The 20,068-nt window shown below is 61.8% G+C and carries 17 protein-coding genes; 9 read left to right on the top strand and 8 right to left on the bottom strand.

Annotation, left to right across the window (positions count from 1 at the left end):
• Positions 1 to 2: 2 nt before the first annotated feature.
• Entirely contained in the window at positions 3 to 287 is a 285-nt protein-coding gene (locus OKW29_RS19625; protein ID WP_429292187.1) for a hypothetical protein, read from the top strand.
• A gap of 445 nt (positions 288 to 732) precedes the next feature.
• On the opposite strand, the gene OKW29_RS19620 is transcribed toward OKW29_RS19625, so the two are convergent.
• From OKW29_RS19620 to OKW29_RS19595, 6 genes are all read right to left on the bottom strand, one after another.
• On the bottom strand, positions 733 to 957 hold the full coding sequence (locus OKW29_RS19620; RefSeq protein ID WP_429292186.1) for a hypothetical protein: 225 nt from the start codon (positions 955 to 957) through the stop codon (positions 733 to 735).
• A 276-nt stretch (positions 958 to 1,233) separates the two neighbouring features.
• Positions 1,234 to 1,437: a cold-shock protein gene (locus OKW29_RS19615; RefSeq protein ID WP_012428559.1), complete on the bottom strand. Its 204-nt coding sequence runs from the start codon at positions 1,435 to 1,437 to the stop codon at positions 1,234 to 1,236.
• A gap of 512 nt (positions 1,438 to 1,949) precedes the next feature.
• Positions 1,950 to 3,065 (bottom strand): dihydrolipoamide acetyltransferase family protein, encoded by a 1,116-nt coding sequence (locus OKW29_RS19610; RefSeq protein WP_429292185.1) that lies wholly within the window; start codon positions 3,063 to 3,065, stop codon positions 1,950 to 1,952.
• A gap of 7 nt (positions 3,066 to 3,072) precedes the next feature.
• A complete protein-coding gene (locus OKW29_RS19605) occupies positions 3,073 to 4,050 on the bottom strand; it encodes an alpha-ketoacid dehydrogenase subunit beta (protein ID WP_187630139.1) in 978 nt (325 codons plus the stop codon).
• On the bottom strand, positions 4,043 to 5,131 hold the full coding sequence (gene pdhA / locus OKW29_RS19600) for a pyruvate dehydrogenase (acetyl-transferring) E1 component subunit alpha (protein WP_429292184.1): 1,089 nt from the start codon (positions 5,129 to 5,131) through the stop codon (positions 4,043 to 4,045). Before pdhA ends, OKW29_RS19605 begins: the two co-directional genes overlap by 8 nt.
• 324 nt (positions 5,132 to 5,455) lie before the next feature.
• The gene (locus OKW29_RS19595) at positions 5,456 to 6,115 is read right to left on the bottom strand and encodes a TetR/AcrR family transcriptional regulator (RefSeq protein WP_429292183.1); all 660 of its coding nucleotides are present in this window, start codon (positions 6,113 to 6,115) and stop codon (positions 5,456 to 5,458) included.
• An 18-nt stretch (positions 6,116 to 6,133) separates the two neighbouring features.
• On the opposite strand from OKW29_RS19595, the gene OKW29_RS19590 reads away from it, so the two are divergent.
• The 4 genes from OKW29_RS19590 (at position 6,134) to OKW29_RS19575 (ending at position 13,261) form a co-directional block, all read left to right on the top strand.
• Positions 6,134 to 9,352, top strand: coding sequence for an efflux RND transporter permease subunit (locus OKW29_RS19590; RefSeq protein ID WP_429292182.1), 3,219 nt, complete (start codon positions 6,134 to 6,136; stop codon positions 9,350 to 9,352).
• An 18-nt stretch (positions 9,353 to 9,370) separates the two neighbouring features.
• Positions 9,371 to 10,510, top strand: a complete 1,140-nt coding sequence (locus OKW29_RS19585; RefSeq protein ID WP_429292181.1) for an efflux RND transporter periplasmic adaptor subunit — start codon at positions 9,371 to 9,373, stop codon at positions 10,508 to 10,510.
• A gap of 29 nt (positions 10,511 to 10,539) precedes the next feature.
• Positions 10,540 to 12,048: an efflux transporter outer membrane subunit gene (locus OKW29_RS19580; protein ID WP_429292180.1), complete on the top strand. Its 1,509-nt coding sequence runs from the start codon at positions 10,540 to 10,542 to the stop codon at positions 12,046 to 12,048.
• 868 nt (positions 12,049 to 12,916) lie between these two features.
• Entirely contained in the window at positions 12,917 to 13,261 is a 345-nt protein-coding gene (locus OKW29_RS19575; RefSeq protein WP_429292179.1) for a BON domain-containing protein, read from the top strand.
• A 270-nt stretch (positions 13,262 to 13,531) separates the two neighbouring features.
• Here the strand turns inward: OKW29_RS19575 and OKW29_RS19570 are convergent, their stop codons facing one another.
• Complete coding sequence (locus tag OKW29_RS19570) at positions 13,532 to 14,485, bottom strand: SDR family NAD(P)-dependent oxidoreductase (protein WP_429292178.1); 954 nt, start codon at positions 14,483 to 14,485, stop codon at positions 13,532 to 13,534.
• Between the two features lie 22 nt (positions 14,486 to 14,507).
• The gene (locus OKW29_RS19565; protein ID WP_429292177.1) at positions 14,508 to 15,647 is read right to left on the bottom strand and encodes a phosphotransferase; all 1,140 of its coding nucleotides are present in this window, start codon (positions 15,645 to 15,647) and stop codon (positions 14,508 to 14,510) included.
• 112 nt (positions 15,648 to 15,759) lie between these two features.
• Between OKW29_RS19565 and OKW29_RS19560 the strand changes: the two genes are divergently transcribed.
• The 4 genes from OKW29_RS19560 (at position 15,760) to OKW29_RS19545 (ending at position 20,068) form a co-directional block, all read left to right on the top strand.
• Positions 15,760 to 16,257, top strand: a complete 498-nt coding sequence (locus tag OKW29_RS19560) for a MarR family winged helix-turn-helix transcriptional regulator (RefSeq protein WP_429292176.1) — start codon at positions 15,760 to 15,762, stop codon at positions 16,255 to 16,257.
• A 293-nt stretch (positions 16,258 to 16,550) separates the two neighbouring features.
• A complete protein-coding gene (locus OKW29_RS19555) occupies positions 16,551 to 17,795 on the top strand; it encodes an acyl-CoA reductase (protein WP_429292175.1) in 1,245 nt (414 codons plus the stop codon).
• Positions 17,795 to 19,180, top strand: coding sequence for a hypothetical protein (locus OKW29_RS19550; RefSeq protein ID WP_429292174.1), 1,386 nt, complete (start codon positions 17,795 to 17,797; stop codon positions 19,178 to 19,180). The genes OKW29_RS19555 and OKW29_RS19550 overlap by 1 nt, the downstream gene beginning before the upstream one ends.
• A gap of 36 nt (positions 19,181 to 19,216) precedes the next feature.
• A complete protein-coding gene (locus tag OKW29_RS19545) occupies positions 19,217 to 20,068 on the top strand; it encodes an oxidoreductase (RefSeq protein WP_429292173.1) in 852 nt (283 codons plus the stop codon).

Below are 20,068 nucleotides of genomic sequence, written 5' to 3'. Positions count from 1 at the left end.
TGATGACAACCATTCGCCATTATCGCGGTCTCGATATCTCCCTACTCGTGTATCCGCATCGCACGACTCAACCGGGACATGGTCACAATTACGAGGAAGGATTCGATGCGTCGATTCGCATCAGCGACCCGGATTCCATGACGGACAACCCGCGAAGTCGCTTATTCCGTGTGCCCGGCAAGAGGCCCTTCTTGAATGCCGGCGACGCAAGGCGCGCGTCGGTGGCCTACGCCGAAATGCTGATTGATACTGACGGCTTTGATCGCACCATCCTGGAATCCCCCTGAGTGCTAAAGCCAGAACCCGAGTCTATGCAGAAGGTACCCGTGTTCGCGCGCGCCAGGGGCACGCCATCAACAATGTGTGTGATAAAGAAGTTGACCTTCTGATCGTCAGTCGCCACATGCTCGGCAGGCTATGCCGGTGCGACCGCATTGCTGCCAGTTCCGGTCATCGCCTCCTCAGGCGTCGACCACGAAGTAGATACCGTCATGCCCGAAGGGAAGCCATGTCCATTCCATCTCGGCCGCATAGTGACCGATGGGTGATTGCCGTCCGCCCGCGCCTGCGTTCACACTTCGACCCATTCCGAAAGCTCAAAGAAGTTCGCATTGAGCGGCCCCGCTCAAATCGGAAAGTAACCGATCGATCGCGCGTGATGTTTGCGCGCGCCTTATTGCACGCGTCCTGACGCCTAAGATGCGTTGAGCGTGCAGAACTGGCGCGTCTCCGTTAACCGCGCGTGTCGACCCAGTTGCATGCCCAGCGTGTCGAGTGCTGCAACGCCTGCTCCTCACTCGTGAAGTAATCGAGCGAATAGAACTGGTAGCGGCCGTCCGCGCGCTCGCTATCGGCGCGTTCTAGCAGCAGGTTGGAGGAAAAACTGCCGTCGGGCAAACGATGCGCCGAGGGCTGGACGGCATAGCCGTTGTATTGTTGAATTTGTTTGTTCTGCATTTTAGTTTTAATAATGTCGAGTGCGCGCGTGCCTTGCGAAATGTGCACAGGTACGCCGATTCAAAGGCATCTCAGGCCGAATCTGAAACAGTCGGAAAGCGAAGACGTGGCGCTAATGCCAGAGGGGAAAATGAGCGCAATGAGACGTATGGCGCTTGGCAAGCTGCCGGCGAAACCGATGCAGCCAGGAGCGAACACGCCACTTCGGGAAACAACGCTCCGTAAGGATGTCCCTGCAACCCGGCGTCCGTCGCGGAACGCCGGGCTCTTCAAACTTTACAGCGGCTTGATGTTAGCTGCCTGCAGACCCTTCGGGCCTTGCTTCGTTTCGAAGCTCACCTTCTGATTTTCAGCCAGCGTCTTGAAGCCGTCGCCGCTGATTTCGGAGAAATGAGCGAAAAGGTCGTCACCGCCCTTGTCCGGGGTGATGAAGCCAAAACCTTTGCTATCGTTGAACCACTTAACGGTACCGGTATCCATGAAGAATCCTTGAGAAAAAACGGGAAAATGTGCTCCGCTGAAGAGCGTATGAAGCGTCAAGGAGGGAGAGGACAACGAATACCGCTGAGGAGCGAGCAATTGATGAACAGCAATCGAACTTCTTGAACTTCATGCGACACACTAACCGCCAAGTGGTATCAGCGTCAATACTTATCTTGTAACTGTTTCACGGGGCGGGGCCGTTTTGCAGACGAAGCGATCCAAAGACCGGGTGCGCTGCACGAAGCTGCGAACCGGCACGCCTCGATCGATTTACGGATTGGCATACGATTTCGCTGTGCCTGTATGGCCGACATGCTCTATATGCAGAACGGACGCCATATTGTCGCAATCGCAGTTAGCACAAGACACGCTCCCGAGCAAATTGAACAGGCGCTATCGTTGAAGGGCTGTCCCCCAACCCGTTACGGCTTGGCAGCAGAAATCTGCGAACGTCCCAAGCTGGACACAACGCATACACCTTCTGAATTTTTGAATTCGCGCAGTCACAGCTACTGCGCCATCTGCAGATCCACGATCGCCGCGGCGAGAAACCGTGCTGCTTCGCCGCCCGTGACGACCCGATGGTCGAACGTCAGACTAAGCGGCAAGATCCGATGCACGGCCGGAACGCCACTTACCGCCACGACCTGCTCGTGAATGCGCCCCGCTCCGAGGATCGCGACAGTGGGCGGCACGACCACGGGAGCTGCGTATTTGCCGGCGATCATGCCGAAGTTCGACAACGTGATCGTATTGCCGCGCAGTTCCTCCGGTGGAATCTTGCGTGCCCGGATGTCGACACGCATCCGGTCGAGGCCGCCGCGCAGATCGGCTGCGTTGCGGTGCGCAACGTCGCGCAATACCGGCACAAAGAGGCCATCCGGTAGATCGACGGCGATGCCGAGGTCGATCTTTTCCAGTACGTGACGCCGTCCCGCATGTCCGTCGAACCATGCGTTGAGCCCGGGTTCGGCGCTGCATCCTGCTACCAGCGCACGGATCAGGCGGATCGTCACATCGGTATGTGGCGGCCACTCATGAATGTCGGCGTCGTCGATGACGGTCGCGGCCGCCACTTCGCTCTGCGCGCGCGCCATGTTCTGCGCCATCGCGCGCCGCACGCCGCGCAGCACTTCGGGCGGACCGAGCTGAGCGAGTATCTTCGCGACGCGCTGCACGTCAGCCGCCGTGATGACACCCTCCGCCCCCGACGGTGTCACCATCGCAAGATCGACATCAAGCTTGCGCGCGAGCGCCCGCACCGCCGGGATCGCCTTGATTGTGCCGACACCCATGCCCGGGCTGCCACCGAGCGCCGCCGGCGCTTCGTGCACCACATGCTGGCCGACCTCCATATGACCGACCACGGTACCGGCATCGGCTTCGTCGGCCGCTCCTTCGAATGCGACGAGCGGCGCCCCCAGATGCACGATATCGCCGGGCTGGCCGAACAGCTTCGCGACTCGGCCGGATTGAGGCGACGGAATATCGACGATCGCCTTCGCCGTTTCGACCGACAACAGCGGTTGATCCGCGCGAATGTCTTCGCCGCTCCTGACGTGCCACTCGACGATCTCCGCTTCCTGCAATCCTTCGCCGAGATCAGGCAGTTTGAAGATTTTCATGGCATCCCTACGCTTGCAGCGCCTGCCTGACCGCGCCAACGATGCGCTCAGTGCCTGGCATGTATTGATTCTCGAGTCTGTACAGCGGCACCACCACGTCGTAACCGGTGACGCGCTGCACCGGTGCGAGCAGCGAGTACAGTCCGCGCTCGGCGATGTTGGCGGCGATCTCCGCGCCGACCCCTCCGGCATGCGAGCCCTCGTGCACGATCACGCAGCGTCCGGTTTTCGCCACCGACGCGAGAATGGTGTTCATGTCGAGCGGCTTGAGCGTCGCCACGTCGATCACCTCGGCCATTACGCCTTCCTGTGCGAGCAGATCGGCCGCGGCCTGCACGTCTTGCAACGCGCCTCCCCAACCCACCAGTGTGACGTCTGCCCCATCGCGCAACGTAAAGCAACTGTCGAGCGGCAGCGCTTCGCCGTCATCCTCCACCGGCTGCCTGAAGAGCCGGTACAGCCGCGTCGGCTCGAAGAAGATCACCGGGTCCGGGTCCCGGATCGCCGCCAGCAGCAAGCCGTACGCGCGTGCTGGCGACGACGGCGTCACGACGCGCAGCCCGGGTATGTGGGTGAACAGCGCTTCAGGGCTTTCGGAATGGTGCTCCGGTGCGTGAATGCCTGCGCCGCATGGCGCACGGATCACAAGCGGACACGTCAGTCGTCCGCGCGTTCGATGCCGCAGACGCGACGCATGATTCAGGATGTGATCGATGGTCGGATAGACAAACCCGGCGAACTGGATCTCCACAACGGGCTTAACGCCCATCGCCGCCATGCCGATCGCGCAGCCGGCGAGGGCGGTTTCGGCCAGCGGCGTGTCGATCACCCGCTGAGCGCCAAATCGCGTCTGCAACCCGACGGTCGCGCGAAATACGCCGCCGTTCACGCCAATGTCCTCTCCGAGCAGCACAACGGCAGGGTCGTGCGCCAGTTCATATGCGAGCGCCTGATTGAGGGCCTCGACCATGTTGAGGTCAGCCATCGCCGTGCCCCTTAGCCGGCGCGAAACGTTGCGCCATCGCCAGTTGCTCACGCATCGCTGCGGGCAACGCCTCATACAGGTGATCGAACATCGCGGACGGGCCCGGAGGCGGTATCGCCAGGTACGCGTCGACGGCCTGCTCGACCTGCGCACGGCACGCCTTACCGAGTTCCTCGTCCTGCGCCTTGGTCCAGACGTTCACGTGCATCAGGTAGGTGCGCAAACGAAGCAGCGGTTCGTATTCCCATTGCTTGCCGATGACCTCGGCGTCGCGATAGCGCGTCGCGTCATCGGCCGTCGTGTGATCACCAAGGCGATAGCTGAGCGCCTCGATCAGCGTCGGGCCATCGCCGCGGCGAGCCTTGGCGAGCGCCGCGTGGACAACCTGATGCACGGCGATCACGTCGTTGCCGTCGACCTGCAGCCCCTCTATTCCTGCAGCGATCGCTTTTTGCGCGAGCGTTTGCGCAGCGCTCTGGTGGCTGCGTGGTACCGAAATCGCCCACTGGTTGTTATTGACGACGAGCACAAGCGGCGCCTGCCAGACGCCGGCCATGTTCATCGCCTCGTAGAAATCGCCCTTGGATGTGCCGCCATCGCCGAAGATCGCCACCGCAACGCGCGGCTCGTGACGCAGCAGGAACGCGTAGGCTGCGCCGGCCGCATGGCACACCTGTGTGCCGATCGGCACACAGTTCGGAAAATCGTTACGGGGCACGCTGAAATCGCTGCCGCGCTCGTCGCCGCCCCAATACAGGAGACTTTCCGTCATCGTGACGCCGCGCAGCAATTGCGCGGCGTGATCGCGGTACGAAGGGAACAGCACGTCGTCGGGCTGCATCGCGCTGGCGACACCGACACCGATCGCCTCCTGGCCAACCGACGACGCAAAGGTGCCGAGCTTGCCGGTACGCTGCAGCGCGACCGCCTTCGTGTCGAACGCCCGTGTCAGCACCATCGCGCGATAGAGCGCAATCAGCGCCGCCGGGTCACGTGCGAAGGCTGGCAATGACTGGACAGGCTCGCCATCGGGGCCAAGGTATTGCGTATAGCCGATATGAAAGCTGACAGCCGTCGTCATGTCCGCCTCCCATGTTCTTTCAGATTTCAAATACGTGCCGGAGTTCGCGCGCGAGCGCTACCGCGTTTGTGCCGTCAGAGTTCGGCGCGTACCAACTTGAGTTTAGGCAAGGGAAGCACGTACAGGGGGCCAATTCCTCGCCGCCTCAACCACACGCGGCACGGCAGCCAGGAATACGAACGCCCGATTGTCGCAATGCAGCAGCGGGTGGCCGGTTGCGCGGCCCCGGAAGCAGACGGGAATTGGGCCGGCATCCCGCCGGCCGCGGCCGCTCCAGGCGAATATCGGCCGGGCAGAATCGGACGAAGACCGGAACGCGCTCGCTCAAACCACCTTGCATCCAGCGAGGAAGATGCGGACCGCCTCACGCGCGATTCTGTTGCGCTCCGATGCGCCGGGGCGCCTCCTGGTGGCGCCAAGCAGCAGCCGAGCGCGGACCCCGCCGAGTACCAGGTGTAGAAACTGCTCGGTAGCCAGCGCAACGTCATCGAGTTGCAATGCGCCATCGGCGACTGCCGAACGAAGATAGTCCGAAAGCGGCTCCATGCCGCGTAGTCCACCCGCCTTGTTGTAATACCCGCTGATGAGTTCGGGAAAACGATAGGCCTCGGTCAGAAGCAGGCGATGCAATGCGATCATGTCAGGCCGCGTGCCCACATCCAGCAGATGGAGCGCGACCTTCTCGAGGACGTGCTCCGGACGGCGCGCATCGAGCACGATATCGCCGAGCTGCGTGATCCATGAACGACGCAGCGTCTCGACGATTGCGCTGAACAGGCCCGCCTTGCTGCCGAATCGATCGTACAGCGTTTTTTTTGCAATACCCGCCTCTCGCGCGATGCCTTCAAGGCTGGTCTCGCGATATCCAGCGGCAAGAAAATGGCGCTGCGCAACATCGAGCAGGCGCTGCAGACGAATTTCGGACTCTCGCAGCGTAGGACGCCCGCCTGATCGGATAGGTTGAGTCTGTGTTTCGCGCGTCACGATCCAGGCCTATTGACAATGTCTACCGACGGCGGAAACTATACCGGCGCGTTTCCGTCAAGCTACCTGGGACTCGGGGCGAGGTCAATGGTCGATTTCTTTATCGAGCGTCCGATCTTCGCATCGTCGATCGCCATCATCATGGTGCTCGCGGGGCTCATTGCCTGGTTCAACCTGCCGGTGGAGCGGTTTCCGCAGATCACGCCGCCACAGGTTCTGGTCAAGTCGACCTATACGGGTGCGAGCGCGCAGGTCGTGGCGGACACCGTCACCGCGCCGCTCGAAGAGCAGATCAACGGCGTGCCGGGTATGAGCTACCTGTCGTCGGTGAGTGCCAACGATGGCACGTCCACGATCACCGTCACGTTCAACGTCGGCTACAACATCGACATCGGCGCGGTCGACGTGCAGAACCGCATCTCGCAGGCGACGGCGCAGCTTCCCAGCATCGTCAATCAGGCCGGCATCACCATCCAGAAGCAGAACCCGAACTTTGTTCTGGCGGTGAATCTCTATTCGCCAGACGGCTCGATCGATCCTGTCACCCTCAGCAACTACGCTTATCTCCAGCTCGTCGACTCGCTCAAGCGCCTGCCCGGCGTGAGCGATGTCACGATCTTCGGCGAACGCCGCTACTCGATGCGCATCTGGCTCGACCCCAACAAGCTCGCCGCGCTCGGCATGACAGCCACCGATGTCCAGCATGCGATCGCCGAGCAGAATGTGCAGGTCGCCGCAGGCAAGTTCGGCGAGGCGCCGGCGCCGGCGGGCACGACGTTTCAATACCAGATCAACACCCACGGCCAGTTGGCGGACGCGCAGCAATTCGGCAATATCGTGCTGCGCGCCGGCACGGCGAGCGACGCAACTGTGTATCTGCGCGACGTGGCGCGCATCGATCTGGGCGCACTTCAGTACACCTCTAGCGCCTCCGTGAACGAACACCCGGCGGCGCTGCTCGCCGTCTTCCAGTTGCCGAGCGCTAATGCGCTCGACCTCGACCAGCGTGTCAAGGCCACGATGCAGACGCTTGCAAAGCGCTTCCCGAAAGGGATGGCGTGGGGCATCACCTACGACACCACCATGTTCGTGTCCGCCTCGATGGTCGAGGTGATGAAGACGCTTAGCTTTGCGCTGCTGCTGGTGCTGGGCGTCGTGTTCCTGTTCCTGCAGAGCTGGCGGACCACGTTGATTCCGATGATCGCCATTCCAGTGGCGCTCATCGGCACCCTCGCGATCATGCTGGTGCTCGACTTTTCGCTGAACACGGTCAGCCTGCTCGGCATGGTCCTCGCTATCGGCCTCGTCGTCGACGATGCGATCGTCGTGGTCGAGAATGTCGAACGCCAACTCGAGAGCGGGCTTACGCCCATGGCTGCGGCCAAGGCGGCGATGCGGGAAGTGACGGGGCCGATCGTTGCCACCTCGGCAGTGCTCGGCGCCGTGTTCGTGCCGATCGCCTTCCTGCCGGGCGTGACGGGCCGTCTCTACAATCAGTTTGCGTTGACCATCGCCATTTCGGTGGCGCTCTCGGCGTTCAATTCCCTGACGCTCAGTCCGGCGCTCTGCGCGTTGCTGTTGCGACGGGACAGGCCGCCACGGTTCATCCTGTTTCGCAAGTTCAATCTAGGCTTTAACTGGGCGCGCAGCCACTACGCGAATTCGCTGCGCGACTTGATCCGGCTGCGCTGGCTCGCGCTGGCGGTCTTCGCGTGCGGCCTGGGTGTGACCTGGCTGCTCCATTCGACGATTCCTTCCGCCTTTTTGCCGGTTGAAGATCCCGGCTATTTCTATGTGATTACGCAACTCCCGTATGGCGCTTCGCTGCAACGCACCGAAGCCGTGGTGGAGAAGACCCGCGCGATCCTGAGGGCGACACCCGGCGTGGCGAACGTGCTGTCCATCAGCGGTCTGAATTTCATCACTCGCAGCACGACGTCGAACAGTGCGGCCCAGTTTGTGATCCTGAAGCCGTGGGACGAGCGAGGTGCGAAGCAGAGCGTCGCCAACCTCATCGCCACGGTACAGCCGAAGCTCAATCAGATTCCGGAGGCGGTGGCGCTTGCACTGATTCCACCGACTATTGCCGGCCTCGGCACCTTCGGCGGCTTCGATTTCGAAATCGAGGACCTGAGCGGCCGGGGCAGTGCCGCACTCGGCGAGGCGACCCAGGCCTTTCTCGCCCAGGCGCGACAACAGCCCGAACTCGAGCGGCGCACCCTGCTCACCAGCTACAACACCTCGACGCCGCAATACGATTTCAATCTCGACCGCATGAAGGCGAAGCTGCTCGGGCTCAACCTGAGCGATGTGTTCAATACGATGCAGATCTATCTCGGCTCGCTGTACGTGAACAATGTGACGCTGTTCGGCCGCACCTTCGAGGTGTTGCTCGAGGCCGACGACAACGCCCGCGGGAACCGCAGCGACCTGTCACGGCTCTACGTGCGCAACGCCGAGGGAAGCATGGTGCCGCTGGGCACGCTCGGCCGGCTCGAACCGACGGTGGGGCCGGACACGGTGCCTCATTACAACCTCTACGGTGCGGCGGAGATCACCGGCAGTGCGGCGCCGGGCTACAGTTCGGGCCAGGCGATCGCGGCGATGGAGCGCGCGGCGCGCGTTTTGCCGGCGGATTTCGGCTATGACTGGACGGGCATTACCTATCAGGAGCTGCAGGCCGGCTCGGTCGCGGGCATGGTCTTCGCGCTCGCGCTGTCCTTCGTGTTCCTGTTCCTCGCCGCGCAATACGAGAGCTGGACGTTGCCGTTCACCATCATCCTCACGGTGCCGCTAGCCCTGTTCGGCGCGCTGGGGCTGCTGTGGCTGCGCCACATGCAGGTCGATATCTATGCGCAGATTGGTTTCGTCCTGCTGATCGGGCTGGCGGCGAAGAACGCGATCCTGATCGTCGAATTTGCCAAGCGGCGCCGCGAAGCCGGCCTCGATATCGTCGCGGCGGTGACCGAGGCGGCCCGCCTGCGTCTGCGCCCGATCCTCATGACCGCGTTCGCGTTCATCTTTGGCGCCGTCCCATTGATGATCGCCTCCGGCGCGGGCGCCGCGAGCCGCCGCTCGATCGGGACGACGGTGGTAGGCGGCATGCTCGCCGCCACCCTGCTCAGCCTGGGATTCGTGCCGATCTTCTACACGGTGATCGAGCACTTGCGTGAGGCCGTGCTCAAACGTATCGGTCGCGCGCCTCGCGATGGCGGCGAGGCGGCGTCCGGGGATTGATCGGGGAGCAACGGCGCAATGAGAGTCGGCAAATTTCGCGTTGTAGCCACAGGCCTGGCGATCGCCGTAGTCGTCTGCGTCCTGTCGTTCACAGGTGGGGGAGCGCGACATGCTACCGGCAGCCCGCCCGCGCCGGACCCAGCCGCCCCCACCGAGGTGCCCGTAACCCAGGTGGTCGAGCATACCGTGCCGGTTTACCTCGAATATGTCGGCACCACGGACGCGATCCGCACCGTCACGCTTCAGGCGCAGGTGACCGGCTACCTGGCGAAGCAGGGGGTGTCCGATGGCTCGGACGTGAGCAAGGGCACACTCCTGTATGAGATCGATCCGCGCAGTTATCAGGCGGCGCTCGATCAGGCGAGGGCGCAGGCGGCAAAGGATGCGGCGGCGCTCGAATATGCCATCGCCAGCCATCGCCGCAATACGCTGATGAGCGAGACGGGCGACGTGTCGATCGATACGCTGCAGCAGTCCGCGAGCACCGAGCATCAAGACCTGGCCGCGCTCGCGGCGGATCATGCGCTCATCGAGACGGCGCTGCTCAATCTCGACTTTACGAAGATCCGCGCGCCGTTCTCCGGGCGTCTCAGCCTGAGTCAGGTGCATGAAGGTGCGCTCATCAGCAGCACGGGGACCCAGCTCAACACCCTCGTGCAGCTCGACCCGATCTATGCCACCTTCAATCCGCCGGACACCGATCTCGCCACTATCCAGCAGGATCAGGCGAAGGGGACCATCGCGGCCGAGGTCATCGTCGGTCAGGGCGCGAGCCCGCAGTACCGTGGCAGGCTCACGTTTCTCGACAACAACGTGGGGCGCAGCAGCGGCACCATCACCGCGCGCGCGACCGTCGAGAACCCGGATCACACGTTGCTGCCGGGGCAATTCATCCGCGTGCGCCTGCACGTCGCGGACGCACCCAACACGCTGCTGGTGCCACAAGTGGCCGTCGGCTCCAACCAGCTTGGCAAATACGTCTACGTCGTCGGCGCAGACAAGCGGGTCGAGCAGCGCTACGTGACCCTCGGCTCGGACTACGGGCCACTTGTCGCGGTCAGGAAGGGCGTCGTTCGGGACGATTCGGTCGTTGTCGGCAATCTCCTCAAGCTCAGCCCCGGCATGGCCGTGAAACCGGTTGCGGCGAAGCCTTCGTAAACGGCCCGTAACATGAGGAGCGCGCAGCAATGACATCGAACCCCGGCTTTGCGCATCACCCCCGGGCAGCATGTTGCCGCAGCGCCGCCTGCGCGGCGCTTTCGGCGGCGACGCTGCTTGGCGGCTGCGAAGTCGGACCTGACTTCGCGCCACCCGGGCCGCCGCAGGTCAGCGGCTATACGCGGGAGCCGCTGCCGGAGCGAACCGTCGCGTCGGACGTCCACGGCGGCGAGGCGCAGCGCTTCGTGCAAGCTCTCGACATTCCGGGGCAATGGTGGACGCTATTCCACTCGGCTGCGCTGAACGCACTCGTAGAACGTGCGCTTGAGGCCAACCCGAGCCTGCAGGCGGCGCAGGCCACCCTTCGCGAGGCCAACGAAGCGCTTTACGCAGCACAAGGGGCGCTGTTCCCGACGGTGAGTGCAGACATCTCGACTGCTCGCGAGAAGATTTCGGGCTCGCCGTTCGGGATCTCGACCGCGGTGCCGGTCTTCAGGCTCAACAACGCCTCGGTGAGCGTCACCTACCTGCTCGACATCTGGGGCGGTACGCGCCGGCAGATCGAATCGCTCGCCGCGCAAGCCGAGTACGAACGCTTCGAACTCGAGGCGAGCTATCTGAGCTTGACGTCGAACGTCGCCACGGCCGCCGTACAGGAGGCTTCGTTGCGGGCGCAGATTGCAGCCACAGAGGAGATCGTCGACATCGAGACGCAGCAACTCGCGGGATTGAAACGGCAATTCGCGATCGGCGCCGTCGCCAATGCGGCGGTACTCGCGCAGGCGGCCACGCTGGCGCAAACACGCGCGCAGTTGCCGCCGCTGCAAAAGCAACTGGCGCTGACCCGCAATCAGCTCACGGCCTATCTTGGCCGCTTCCCGAGTGACGAGCTGGTCGAGACGTTTGATCTCGCGTCGCTGCAGTTGCCCGACACGTTGCCGGTCAGCCTGCCGTCGACACTCGTCGAGCAGCGTCCGGACATTCGCGCGTCGAAAGCGCAACTGCACGCCGCAAGCGCAGAGATCGGCGTCGCGACCGCCAATATGTTGCCGCAACTCACGCTCAGCGCCGCCTATGGCAGCGAGACCAACGATGCGCTGTTTTCGCCGGGAAGCGCGATCTGGAACCTGGGAGCGGGACTCACGCAGCCCCTCTTCGAAGGTGGAACGTTGCTGCACCGGCGCCGCGCCGCAATTGACGCTTTCGATGCAGCAGCGGCGCAGTATCGCAACACCGTCATCTCGGCGTTTCAGAACGTGGCTGATGCGTTGCGAGCGCTGCAATCAGATGCGGACGCAGTGGTGGCCGAGGCAGCAGCCGAGCGGGCGGCGGCGGACAGCCTCGCTGTGTCCCAGCGCGAGTTCCACGTTGGCGCGATCAGCTATCTTGCGCTGCTCGACGCGCAGCGGACGTACCAGCAGGCCCGCATCAGCCTCGTCCAGACTCAGGCCACCCGGTATTCCGATACCGTCGCACTCTTTCAGGCTGTCGGCGGCGGATGGTGGAACCGCAGCGATGTGGTGCGTGACCGCGGCTAATGATCCTCATCGCGAGCATGCCCTCCCGTCGCCCGGAACCATGCGGCACAGTCATGGTCCTGGCAAGCCATTCCGGACCGCTCGGATTGTCATCCTGTCGGCCCGCAAGCAGACCGTGGCAAATCTGGTTCGAGTGGTTCAGAGTGGCCGTAAGTGGAGAGTCGACCTTCTCTATAGCGGCCGTTCGCTGCCACGCAAAATCATGGCTTCTCGAATGGCCGGATTGGCCGATTATGCAAAGCTCGTGATTATGCAAAGTTGCCTGGGAAAGCCGCAAAATCTGCCGAGGCCGTTCGACTAACTGGCCTCGTATGCTTTGCATAATCGCGGTGTCTGTCGTAGCCGGGACCGCGATCGAAGCTGACGTCAGACGGCTAATCAAAGCCCTCGAATTTCGGAGCCATCGAAGTTATGCGTATTTTTGCCGGGCTTTGTGAAATCAGCTGTAGCTCGCAGCTCTTGGAACGTCGCCTTCGTTGAACACTACAAGACCAGAGAACGCGAAAATTATGTCGAGCATGTTTGCGTATCGGGCGTCGCGGAACACACAGAAAGCCTGACCTTCCGCAAGGGGCCCGCTCGCCCGGGTATTAGGAGGATTGACAGGCTCAGACATGGGAAAACTTCTTCAGATACCGTCTTCGGCTAACGTATGCAGTTCATGGGAAACTGCAATGGCGATAGTCAGACACTCGTTCTCTCGTACCTGCGCAATTGCTACGCCTGATTCGCCTCGCCAAATCGACGCGAAGGGTTGCCCTGCCAATACAGGTAGCTTGTAAGCCGAGATACGCCGTATCCCTTCGCCACTCGGCCCGCTTTTCAGCCCACCATTTAGCGCTTATCGATTCAGGATTTCATAGCCGACATGCGAAACGCGCCATACATCAAAAGCCGATTGCTGCTCGTCGCGGCGTTCGCATTGCCAGCGTTCGTGTTCACCAGCGGCTGTAAGTCCACGGTGACGCCGCCCTTGACAGCGCCGGGGAAGATCGCCGCTGACGACGCTGCGCTCGCCGCCCGGGTGAAGCAGGCGCTCGTCGCGAACCCGGAACTGAGACCCTTGCCGATGAGCGTCGCGACGTATCGAGGCGTCGTGCAGTTGTCAGGATACGTGGATTCGGAGGCACAGATTCAGAAAGCGCTTGCCGTGACGCGCGGCGTGCCGGGGGTGCAATCCGTGAGCAACGATCTGCACCTCAGGCCGCAATGACGCGCGTTTGCCGGAAAACAGATGAACCAGGCGCGGACGACCTGGACGAACATCGACAGATCGTTCGGATCGAGCGCGATATTTATCCAGGGCCGAGCAAAGGGGCGATTGGCATGAACCGCAATTCGACGGCCATGCCAGTGCCAGACAGGTGCCGTTTCCTGTAGCGCGGGTCAAATTCGGCCCCGCTAAGTTACCAGAAAATTTGGCCAGGAAAGCACAGCGGAAAGTGACGCTTTGCTGCCCGACGTACCCCGCCCGATACGGTGGCTATTGCTGGACCAGATCGTACGCCGCAAGCGCCGCAATCTGCGTCACGCCACCGTCCACGGGTAAGCACGTGCCAGTAATGAATCGCGATTCGTCGCTGGCGAGAAACAGCGCGGCGGCCGCGACGTCCCATGCATCTCCCTCCAATGGGAGGGGCGCGATCTTGCGGCGACGTTCGCGAGCCTTATCGTCAAGCATGCTTTCCACCATTGGCGTAAAAATATGCCCCGGAGCAATCGCGTTGGCGCGAACCTGATCGCGGCCGTACATCACCGCGAGTTCACGCGTAAAGCCGACCATTCCCGCCTTTGACGAGCCATACGCGGCCGACCCGTGGCTGCGGATGCCTGCGACCGAACCGATGTTGACGATGGCCCCGCCCCCGCGCGCCACGATCTTCGGCACCGCACTTCGGCTCATCAAGAACGCACTTTTCAGATTGACGTCGATCACACGGACCCAGGACGCTTCGTCGACGTCCTGCAATCTCCCCGGCGCGCCTGAGATACCGACGTTGTTGATGAGAATGTCCAGACCTCCATATCGCTGAACGGTCTCTTCGACAATGCGCGCACAGACGGCGCCGTCCGTGATGTCGCCGGTCGATACGAACGCTCTGCCGCCCGCTTCCGTGATCAGCGCGAGCGTTTCCGCCGCCCGCTCGTACTGCTGATCGACGAGACAGACGGACGCGCCCTCCGCCGCAAAAAGACAGGCAATGGCCTTGCCCGTGCCAAAACCCTGACCGAGCGATCCTGCGCCGGTCACGATCGCGATCTTGCCGCTTAAACGTTGATGAAAGATTTTCGGAACAGGCATGCTGTAATCGGTTGATGAAAGTCGACTGTCATCTTGAACGTTCGAGCGAGCACCGGCACGTTCACGTTCAAGCCATAACTCGCCAGGAGGCTGCCGATGGTCGAGCTTAGTCTCGCGAAGCCAATAATGCAACATACGGTTGCATTATTGGCCTGGATCATGTCGATTCGCGCACCGTGCCGTGATCCAACAATGCCGCGCCAAAGCGTGCCGCATACGCGGTGTTCACTGCTTCGGTCTGGAAGCGGGTTTCGTTAATCGCAAAGATGAAGTATCCATACGCGAGATCGCGTCGATAGTCGTTCCACGCTTCGTCGAAATCAGGCGCCTCGACCCCGCCAATCGCCAGCTGCGAAAGATAGTGTTCGAGCAGCGACCGCTCCCATGAGCGACGGTCCTCGATATCGAGTGCGCACCCTATGTGATAGGCAACCTCGAGGCTCCAAGGCGCCCGACTGACCTGGGCATCGAAAAAACCTGGCGTCCCGTCAGCTTCGACGTACAGATTTCCCAGATGCGTATCGCCGTGAATAAGGCATACCGGTTTGCTCTTATGTTCGCGCGCAATGCGCGCGAGAGATGCCATCATCCAGTCCCGATCGTGCAGATACCGGCTTACTGCCGCTCCTCTCGGCAGCGAGATGTAGTGGGCCCAGACGTCCGGTTCGAGGTATCGGTTCTGGTATTCCAACGACCAGTCCGAAAAGCGCTCTCCCACCCATTCGAGCCGACCGCCCTTGTCGAACTCCCGGCTATTCCATGATTGCGCGTGATAGCGCGCCATCGCACTCAACCGTAGCGCGACTTGTTCGTAGCCCTGCGATTGCTGGGCACGGCAAAACTGAACGTTACGCTCGCTCAGGTCTTCCATCACTACGACCGATTGCCAGGCGTCAGGATCCGTGCCTGCAAAGAAGCATCTAGGCGCGTTCATATTGATGAACGGTAGAACGTCGCGATAAAAACGCATTTCATTGCGATACATGTCTCCCATCGAAGGACTGTGATCCTCGAAACCGCCCTTGACGATCATGCGCGCCGGCAGCGCCATTGCCTGTCCCGCGTCGTTGTACTCGACAGCGACACGTACCTTGGTCGACGTACCCGCCAATACCTCCACGTGCCGGCACGAAGTTACTTCGGCGCCGGGAAAGCGGAACGCGATCGCGGAGGTTAGCCACTTTGCGGTCACTTCCTCAACAGCGACAGGCAACGCCATGTCACTTACCACACCAGATTCCGACAAGGTTCCTCCCGAAGATTGCAAACAAAAAGACGCGTGCGCATCGTCGCGCATACCTGCTCCCCGTCGCAACATGGGGAAAACCACACCTCGCCTATCGTTGCATATTTTGAATGCCGTGCATATAGTTGCTTGCAAATGCAGCTACTTTTTTGGCAGGAAATCGATGAATCTATCCGACTCCGTCACGCTCGAGCGAGAACCGGCTGGCGCCGAACTCGCACAGAGAATTGCGCCAGAGGAATACCGTACTGAAGATAGTGTCGCGTTCAAGATGAACCTGGTTCATCTTCTGCTCGGCGCGGAAATCGACGGAAAGCTCGCTGCGAGCGAGCTTTCAGCAATACAGTGGGGAATCCTGAAAGCACTGTCCGACGGACGTGCTCGCACACCTACTGCCTTGTGCCGGGTGCTGCTCGCTGACAGCAGCATCATGACCCGCAAGCTCGATTCGCTTGAAAAAAGAGGCTTGATTAAACGAATTCGCAGCACTTCCGACCGACGCTGTGTCGAGCTCACACTGACTGCGAACGGCCGCCAGTTGTTGCGCGGAACCCTGCCGCACATCGTCGATGCAAGCAATCGGCAGCTTCGCGGCTTCACGGTCGAAGAAGTCCGAACCGTCAAACATTTACTCGATCGGATGATCGTCAATCTGAGCTGACTAGCGATAGCAAGCTCGGAATGGACCAGCGTCTGCGCCCCCAAGTCAACGCGTATCGATATTTGAAAGGAGCTTTTATGGAGCACCCCGAAACAACAGAAAGGCAACGCGGGAACCCGGCGCAGGAGCCCAGCCTCGTGCCGCTGCCGGTTCCTCACGTATACCGCGGTCGCACTGTCACCGGAAGCGCCATCAGACACGTGTCGCGTGATCTTGGCCAAGGTTTCTGCACGCCCAGGATCGACCTTGACGACCTCGTGTGGCCGCGAGCTGAGTCAGGCCCCGCCTTCGATATGCCGATTGCGAAGGTTATCGACTTTCTTGTCGAGCTGGGGCCGCGTTTGCATCTGGACGTCAATCCGCTGATGCAGGCCGCGCTCGAGTCAATGATCAAAGTGAGTCCGCTCGGGCGACGGATTCTCGAAAACTGCTATCGCGACATTCCCAACCTTTTCGCACGCGAGGTGATCGAGGACGAGTTGCGCGTAAGTCTTGGCGACGCGCGCCTCGTCGACGGTTGGGTGGCACGCACGTTGCGCGGGCGCCCGAGTCGTCTGCGCGCGTTTGCACCGCGCCTCGTACATGTGCTCGCAGGCAACTCGCCGATGGTGGCAGCCATGACGGTCATGCGCGCGGCGCTGACGAAAGGCGTCCACCTGCTCAAGCTGCCTTCGAACGATCTTTTCACGGCCACTGCAATTCTGCGCACGATGGCCGACATCGACCCGGATCATCCCGTCACCCAGTCGTTTTCGGCTGCGTATTGGCGCGGTGGAGACGAAAATGTCGAGTCGATTCTTTATCGTCCGCAGTACTTCGACAAGATTGTCGTATGGGGCGGCGACAGCGCGGTTCGGCACGTGATGCGCTACGCTGGCCCCGGGCTCGAGCTGGTCGCGTTCGATCCGAAGGTATCTATCTCGCTGGTCGGCCGTGAAGCCTTTGCATCCGACGAGGTGCTGCGCGACGTCGCGCGTGCCGGCGCAGCCGATGTGCTGTCGTTCAACCAGGACGCGTGCAATGCGAGCCGGTATCAATTCGTCGAAGGCGACGAAGACGACGCCGACCGCTATGCCGAGCAACTGGCGCTGGCACTCGGCCAGGACTTTCGCTATGGCGACGGCCAGGGCCCGCTGGTGCCCAGCGACATTCGCGAAGCGGTTGATGTGCTGCGTGAGATGGAGCCGCTCTACCGGGTGTTCGGTGGATACGACGGCAAGGGGCTCGTCATTCGCTCGGAAGAAATGGTCGATTTTCATCCCATTTGCAAGACCGTCAACGTCGTTCCCGTGGCAAGCCTGCGCGACGGCGCGCGCTATGCGACCGTCGCCACGCAAACGGTCGGCATCTATCCGCCGCACCGGGTCACAGAGGTGCGCGACGCGCTCGCGTGCGCTGGCGTGCAACGCATCGTGGCGCTGGGCGAGTCTATTTCAGATGGGGTTGGCGGCTATCCGCATGACGGCATGTTCCCGATCCATCGATTCATGAAATGGATCTCGGAAGAATCGGGCCCGAATCCGGAGGAGACCCAATAATGCAAGCCCTTTCCACGCTGCTTCAACTCACGGCTCTTCAAGACCCCTTCCGCAACGCGCCGGAAAGCCTCCATGCCGCGCAACTGCAAGCCGTGCGCGAGCGCTTCGCGCAGCGCCGGCAGCAGATTCGCATTCTCGACAAGCGAGCCAGCGAAGCCGGAGTGACGGAAGTGAAGAGCATGAGCGACGCCGTGCCATTGCTTTTTGCCGACTCCGTCTACAAGAGCTATCCCGATTCGTTCATCGAGCAGGGAAAATGGCGCCACCTCACAGCGTGGCTTCAAACGCTCACAACCCGCACGATCGACGGACTCGACTACGGCACGATCGCCGATCTCGACGACTGGATCCATGCGCTGCGTCGAAACGGCCATTATGTGATGAGCTCGAGCGGGACCTCGGGCAAGCAGTCCTTCATTTACCAGAGCGAAGCCGACCGCGAACTCGGCTGGCGCCTCCTCTCCCAAGGCATTCGCTGGGCGGCGAGCGGCATGCGCGATCCGTCGCGTCGCTATCCCGTGTTCCTTCTGACGCCCTCCTCCGGCTCTTACACCGGAACGGAGCGCATGGCGAAATTCGCCGAATCGATTGCGATGCCGGGCGACCTTCATTACATGTCGGATGTGCCGCAAAGCGCCGCGCACACCACGCGCATGGCGCGCATGCGGCGGGCTATCGCGGACGGCACCGCGCTCCCGAGTGAAATCGAAGCCTTCCAGAACGAAAGTCGAGAACGCAGCGAGCGCGTACAAGCCGATTTCCGGCAGTTCATCGACCAACTGCTCGAACGGCGTCACGAGCCCATGTTCATCATGGGCATGATGGGCATGCTTTATCAGATCGTCGCCACGGCGCGCCAGCGTGGCATTCCCGACGCCGACTTTCACCCCGACACGGTCATTAGTATCGGCGGCGGCAAGAAAGGTGCAAACCTGCCAGAAGACTTCCAGCAACAGTGCGAGCGCTTCTTCAACTTCAACGCGACCAACTTCAACGACGGCTACGGCATGGGCGAAGTATCGGGCTTTTGCCCGTGGTTTCACGAAGCGAAGGCGTGGACGGTCCCGCCTTGGCTCGTCCCGCTGGTGCTCGACTCGACCGGCGAACAACTGCTTAATCCTGCGGACGGGAAAGGCATCGTCGAGGGACGGCTCGCCATCATCGACCTGCTCGCGGATGGGCGCTGGGGCGGCGTGATCAGCGGCGACAAGGTCACCGTGGAGTTCGGTCACGGCATCGACGGCGTGCGCACGCCCATCATTCGCGACGTGGTGCGCTACAAGGATTTGCCCGGCGGCGACGACAAGCTGTCATGCGCGGGAACGATCGACGCCTACGTCCGCGGAGAGATCGCCGACATGACCGAGGCCCGGACCGCCAACTAAATCGATGTTTCCTACTCATCTGAAGGCCAATCGACCATGACTGAAACACAGACAAGCCCAGCCGTGTGGTTCATTACCGGCGTTTCGTCCGGCTTCGGCCGTTCGCTTGCGCAGGCGGTCCTCGCCCGTGGCGACAAAGTGGTCGGGACCGTTCGGAATGACGCACAGATCACGCCGTTCGAAAATCTCGCACCCGGACGCGCGCACGGCGTGCTGCTTGACGTGACCGACGCGGCAGCGGTGCGTCGCGGCGTCGAGCAGGCCATCGAGCGCGCGGGACCGATCGACGTACTCGTCAACAATGCGGGCTACGGTCTCTTCGGCGCATTTGAAGAGGTCTCCGACGCGGAAGCACGTCAGCTGTTCGATACCAACGTGTTTGGAACGGTCAACGTGATACGCGCCGTACTGCCTCATTTTCGCGAGCGCAACCGCGGTCATATCGTGAACTTCTCGTCGGTCGCGGGCGTGATCGGCATCGCAGGCTGCAGTTTCTATTGCGCTTCGAAGCATGCGATCGAAGGGCTTTCGGAATCGCTCGCTCGTGAACTGAGCCCGTTCGGGATTCGAGTGACCGTGGTCGAGCCGGGTGGCTTCCGCACCAATTTCGCAGGCGGATCGCTGAAGTGGAGCGAGGTCGAATCACCCGTCTATACGGAGACCGTGGGCAAGATGCGTCGTTACATGAGCAGCTACCACGGCACGCAAACGGGCGATCCGGCAAAGGCTGCCGACGCGATCGTGCGCGCGGTTTCCGCAGACACCCCGCCGCTGCGGCTACCACTAGGTCCGGACGCCGTCGACGTCGTTCGGAAGAAACTTTCGTCCGTGCAACACAACCTCGAAGCCTGGCTCGACGTGTCGAGTTCCACCAACTTCGACCACTGA

The sequence above is a fragment of the Paraburkholderia sp. CI3 genome (assembly GCF_050436505.1).
In the GTDB taxonomy this organism is placed as follows: domain Bacteria; phylum Pseudomonadota; class Gammaproteobacteria; order Burkholderiales; family Burkholderiaceae; genus Paraburkholderia; species Paraburkholderia tuberum.
This window is presented reverse-complemented; position numbering and strand designations above follow the sequence as displayed.

Coding starts and splice junctions, on each gene's coding strand:
- OKW29_RS19610 (WP_429292185.1), bottom strand. CDS start 3,065: ATGAAAATCTTCAAACTGCCTGATCTCGGCGAAGGATTGCAGGAAGCG.
- OKW29_RS19615 (WP_012428559.1), bottom strand. CDS start 1,437: ATGGATACCGGTACCGTTAAGTGGTTCAACGATAGCAAAGGTTTTGGC.
- pdhA (WP_429292184.1), bottom strand. CDS start 5,131: ATGACGACGGCTGTCAGCTTTCATATCGGCTATACGCAATACCTTGGC.
- OKW29_RS19570 (WP_429292178.1), bottom strand. CDS start 14,485: ATGTTGCATTATTGGCTTCGCGAGACTAAGCTCGACCATCGGCAGCCT.
- OKW29_RS19605 (WP_187630139.1), bottom strand. CDS start 4,050: ATGGCTGACCTCAACATGGTCGAGGCCCTCAATCAGGCGCTCGCATAT.
- OKW29_RS19565 (WP_429292177.1), bottom strand. CDS start 15,647: ATGCGCGACGATGCGCACGCGTCTTTTTGTTTGCAATCTTCGGGAGGA.
- OKW29_RS19625 (WP_429292187.1), top strand. CDS start 3: ATGACAACCATTCGCCATTATCGCGGTCTCGATATCTCCCTACTCGTG.
- OKW29_RS19555 (WP_429292175.1), top strand. CDS start 16,551: ATGCCGATTGCGAAGGTTATCGACTTTCTTGTCGAGCTGGGGCCGCGT.
- OKW29_RS19620 (WP_429292186.1), bottom strand. CDS start 957: ATGCAGAACAAACAAATTCAACAATACAACGGCTATGCCGTCCAGCCC.
- OKW29_RS19550 (WP_429292174.1), top strand. CDS start 17,795: ATGCAAGCCCTTTCCACGCTGCTTCAACTCACGGCTCTTCAAGACCCC.
- OKW29_RS19545 (WP_429292173.1), top strand. CDS start 19,217: ATGACTGAAACACAGACAAGCCCAGCCGTGTGGTTCATTACCGGCGTT.
- OKW29_RS19575 (WP_429292179.1), top strand. CDS start 12,917: ATGCGAAACGCGCCATACATCAAAAGCCGATTGCTGCTCGTCGCGGCG.
- OKW29_RS19560 (WP_429292176.1), top strand. CDS start 15,760: ATGAATCTATCCGACTCCGTCACGCTCGAGCGAGAACCGGCTGGCGCC.
- OKW29_RS19590 (WP_429292182.1), top strand. CDS start 6,134: ATGTCTACCGACGGCGGAAACTATACCGGCGCGTTTCCGTCAAGCTAC.
- OKW29_RS19580 (WP_429292180.1), top strand. CDS start 10,540: ATGACATCGAACCCCGGCTTTGCGCATCACCCCCGGGCAGCATGTTGC.
- OKW29_RS19585 (WP_429292181.1), top strand. CDS start 9,371: ATGAGAGTCGGCAAATTTCGCGTTGTAGCCACAGGCCTGGCGATCGCC.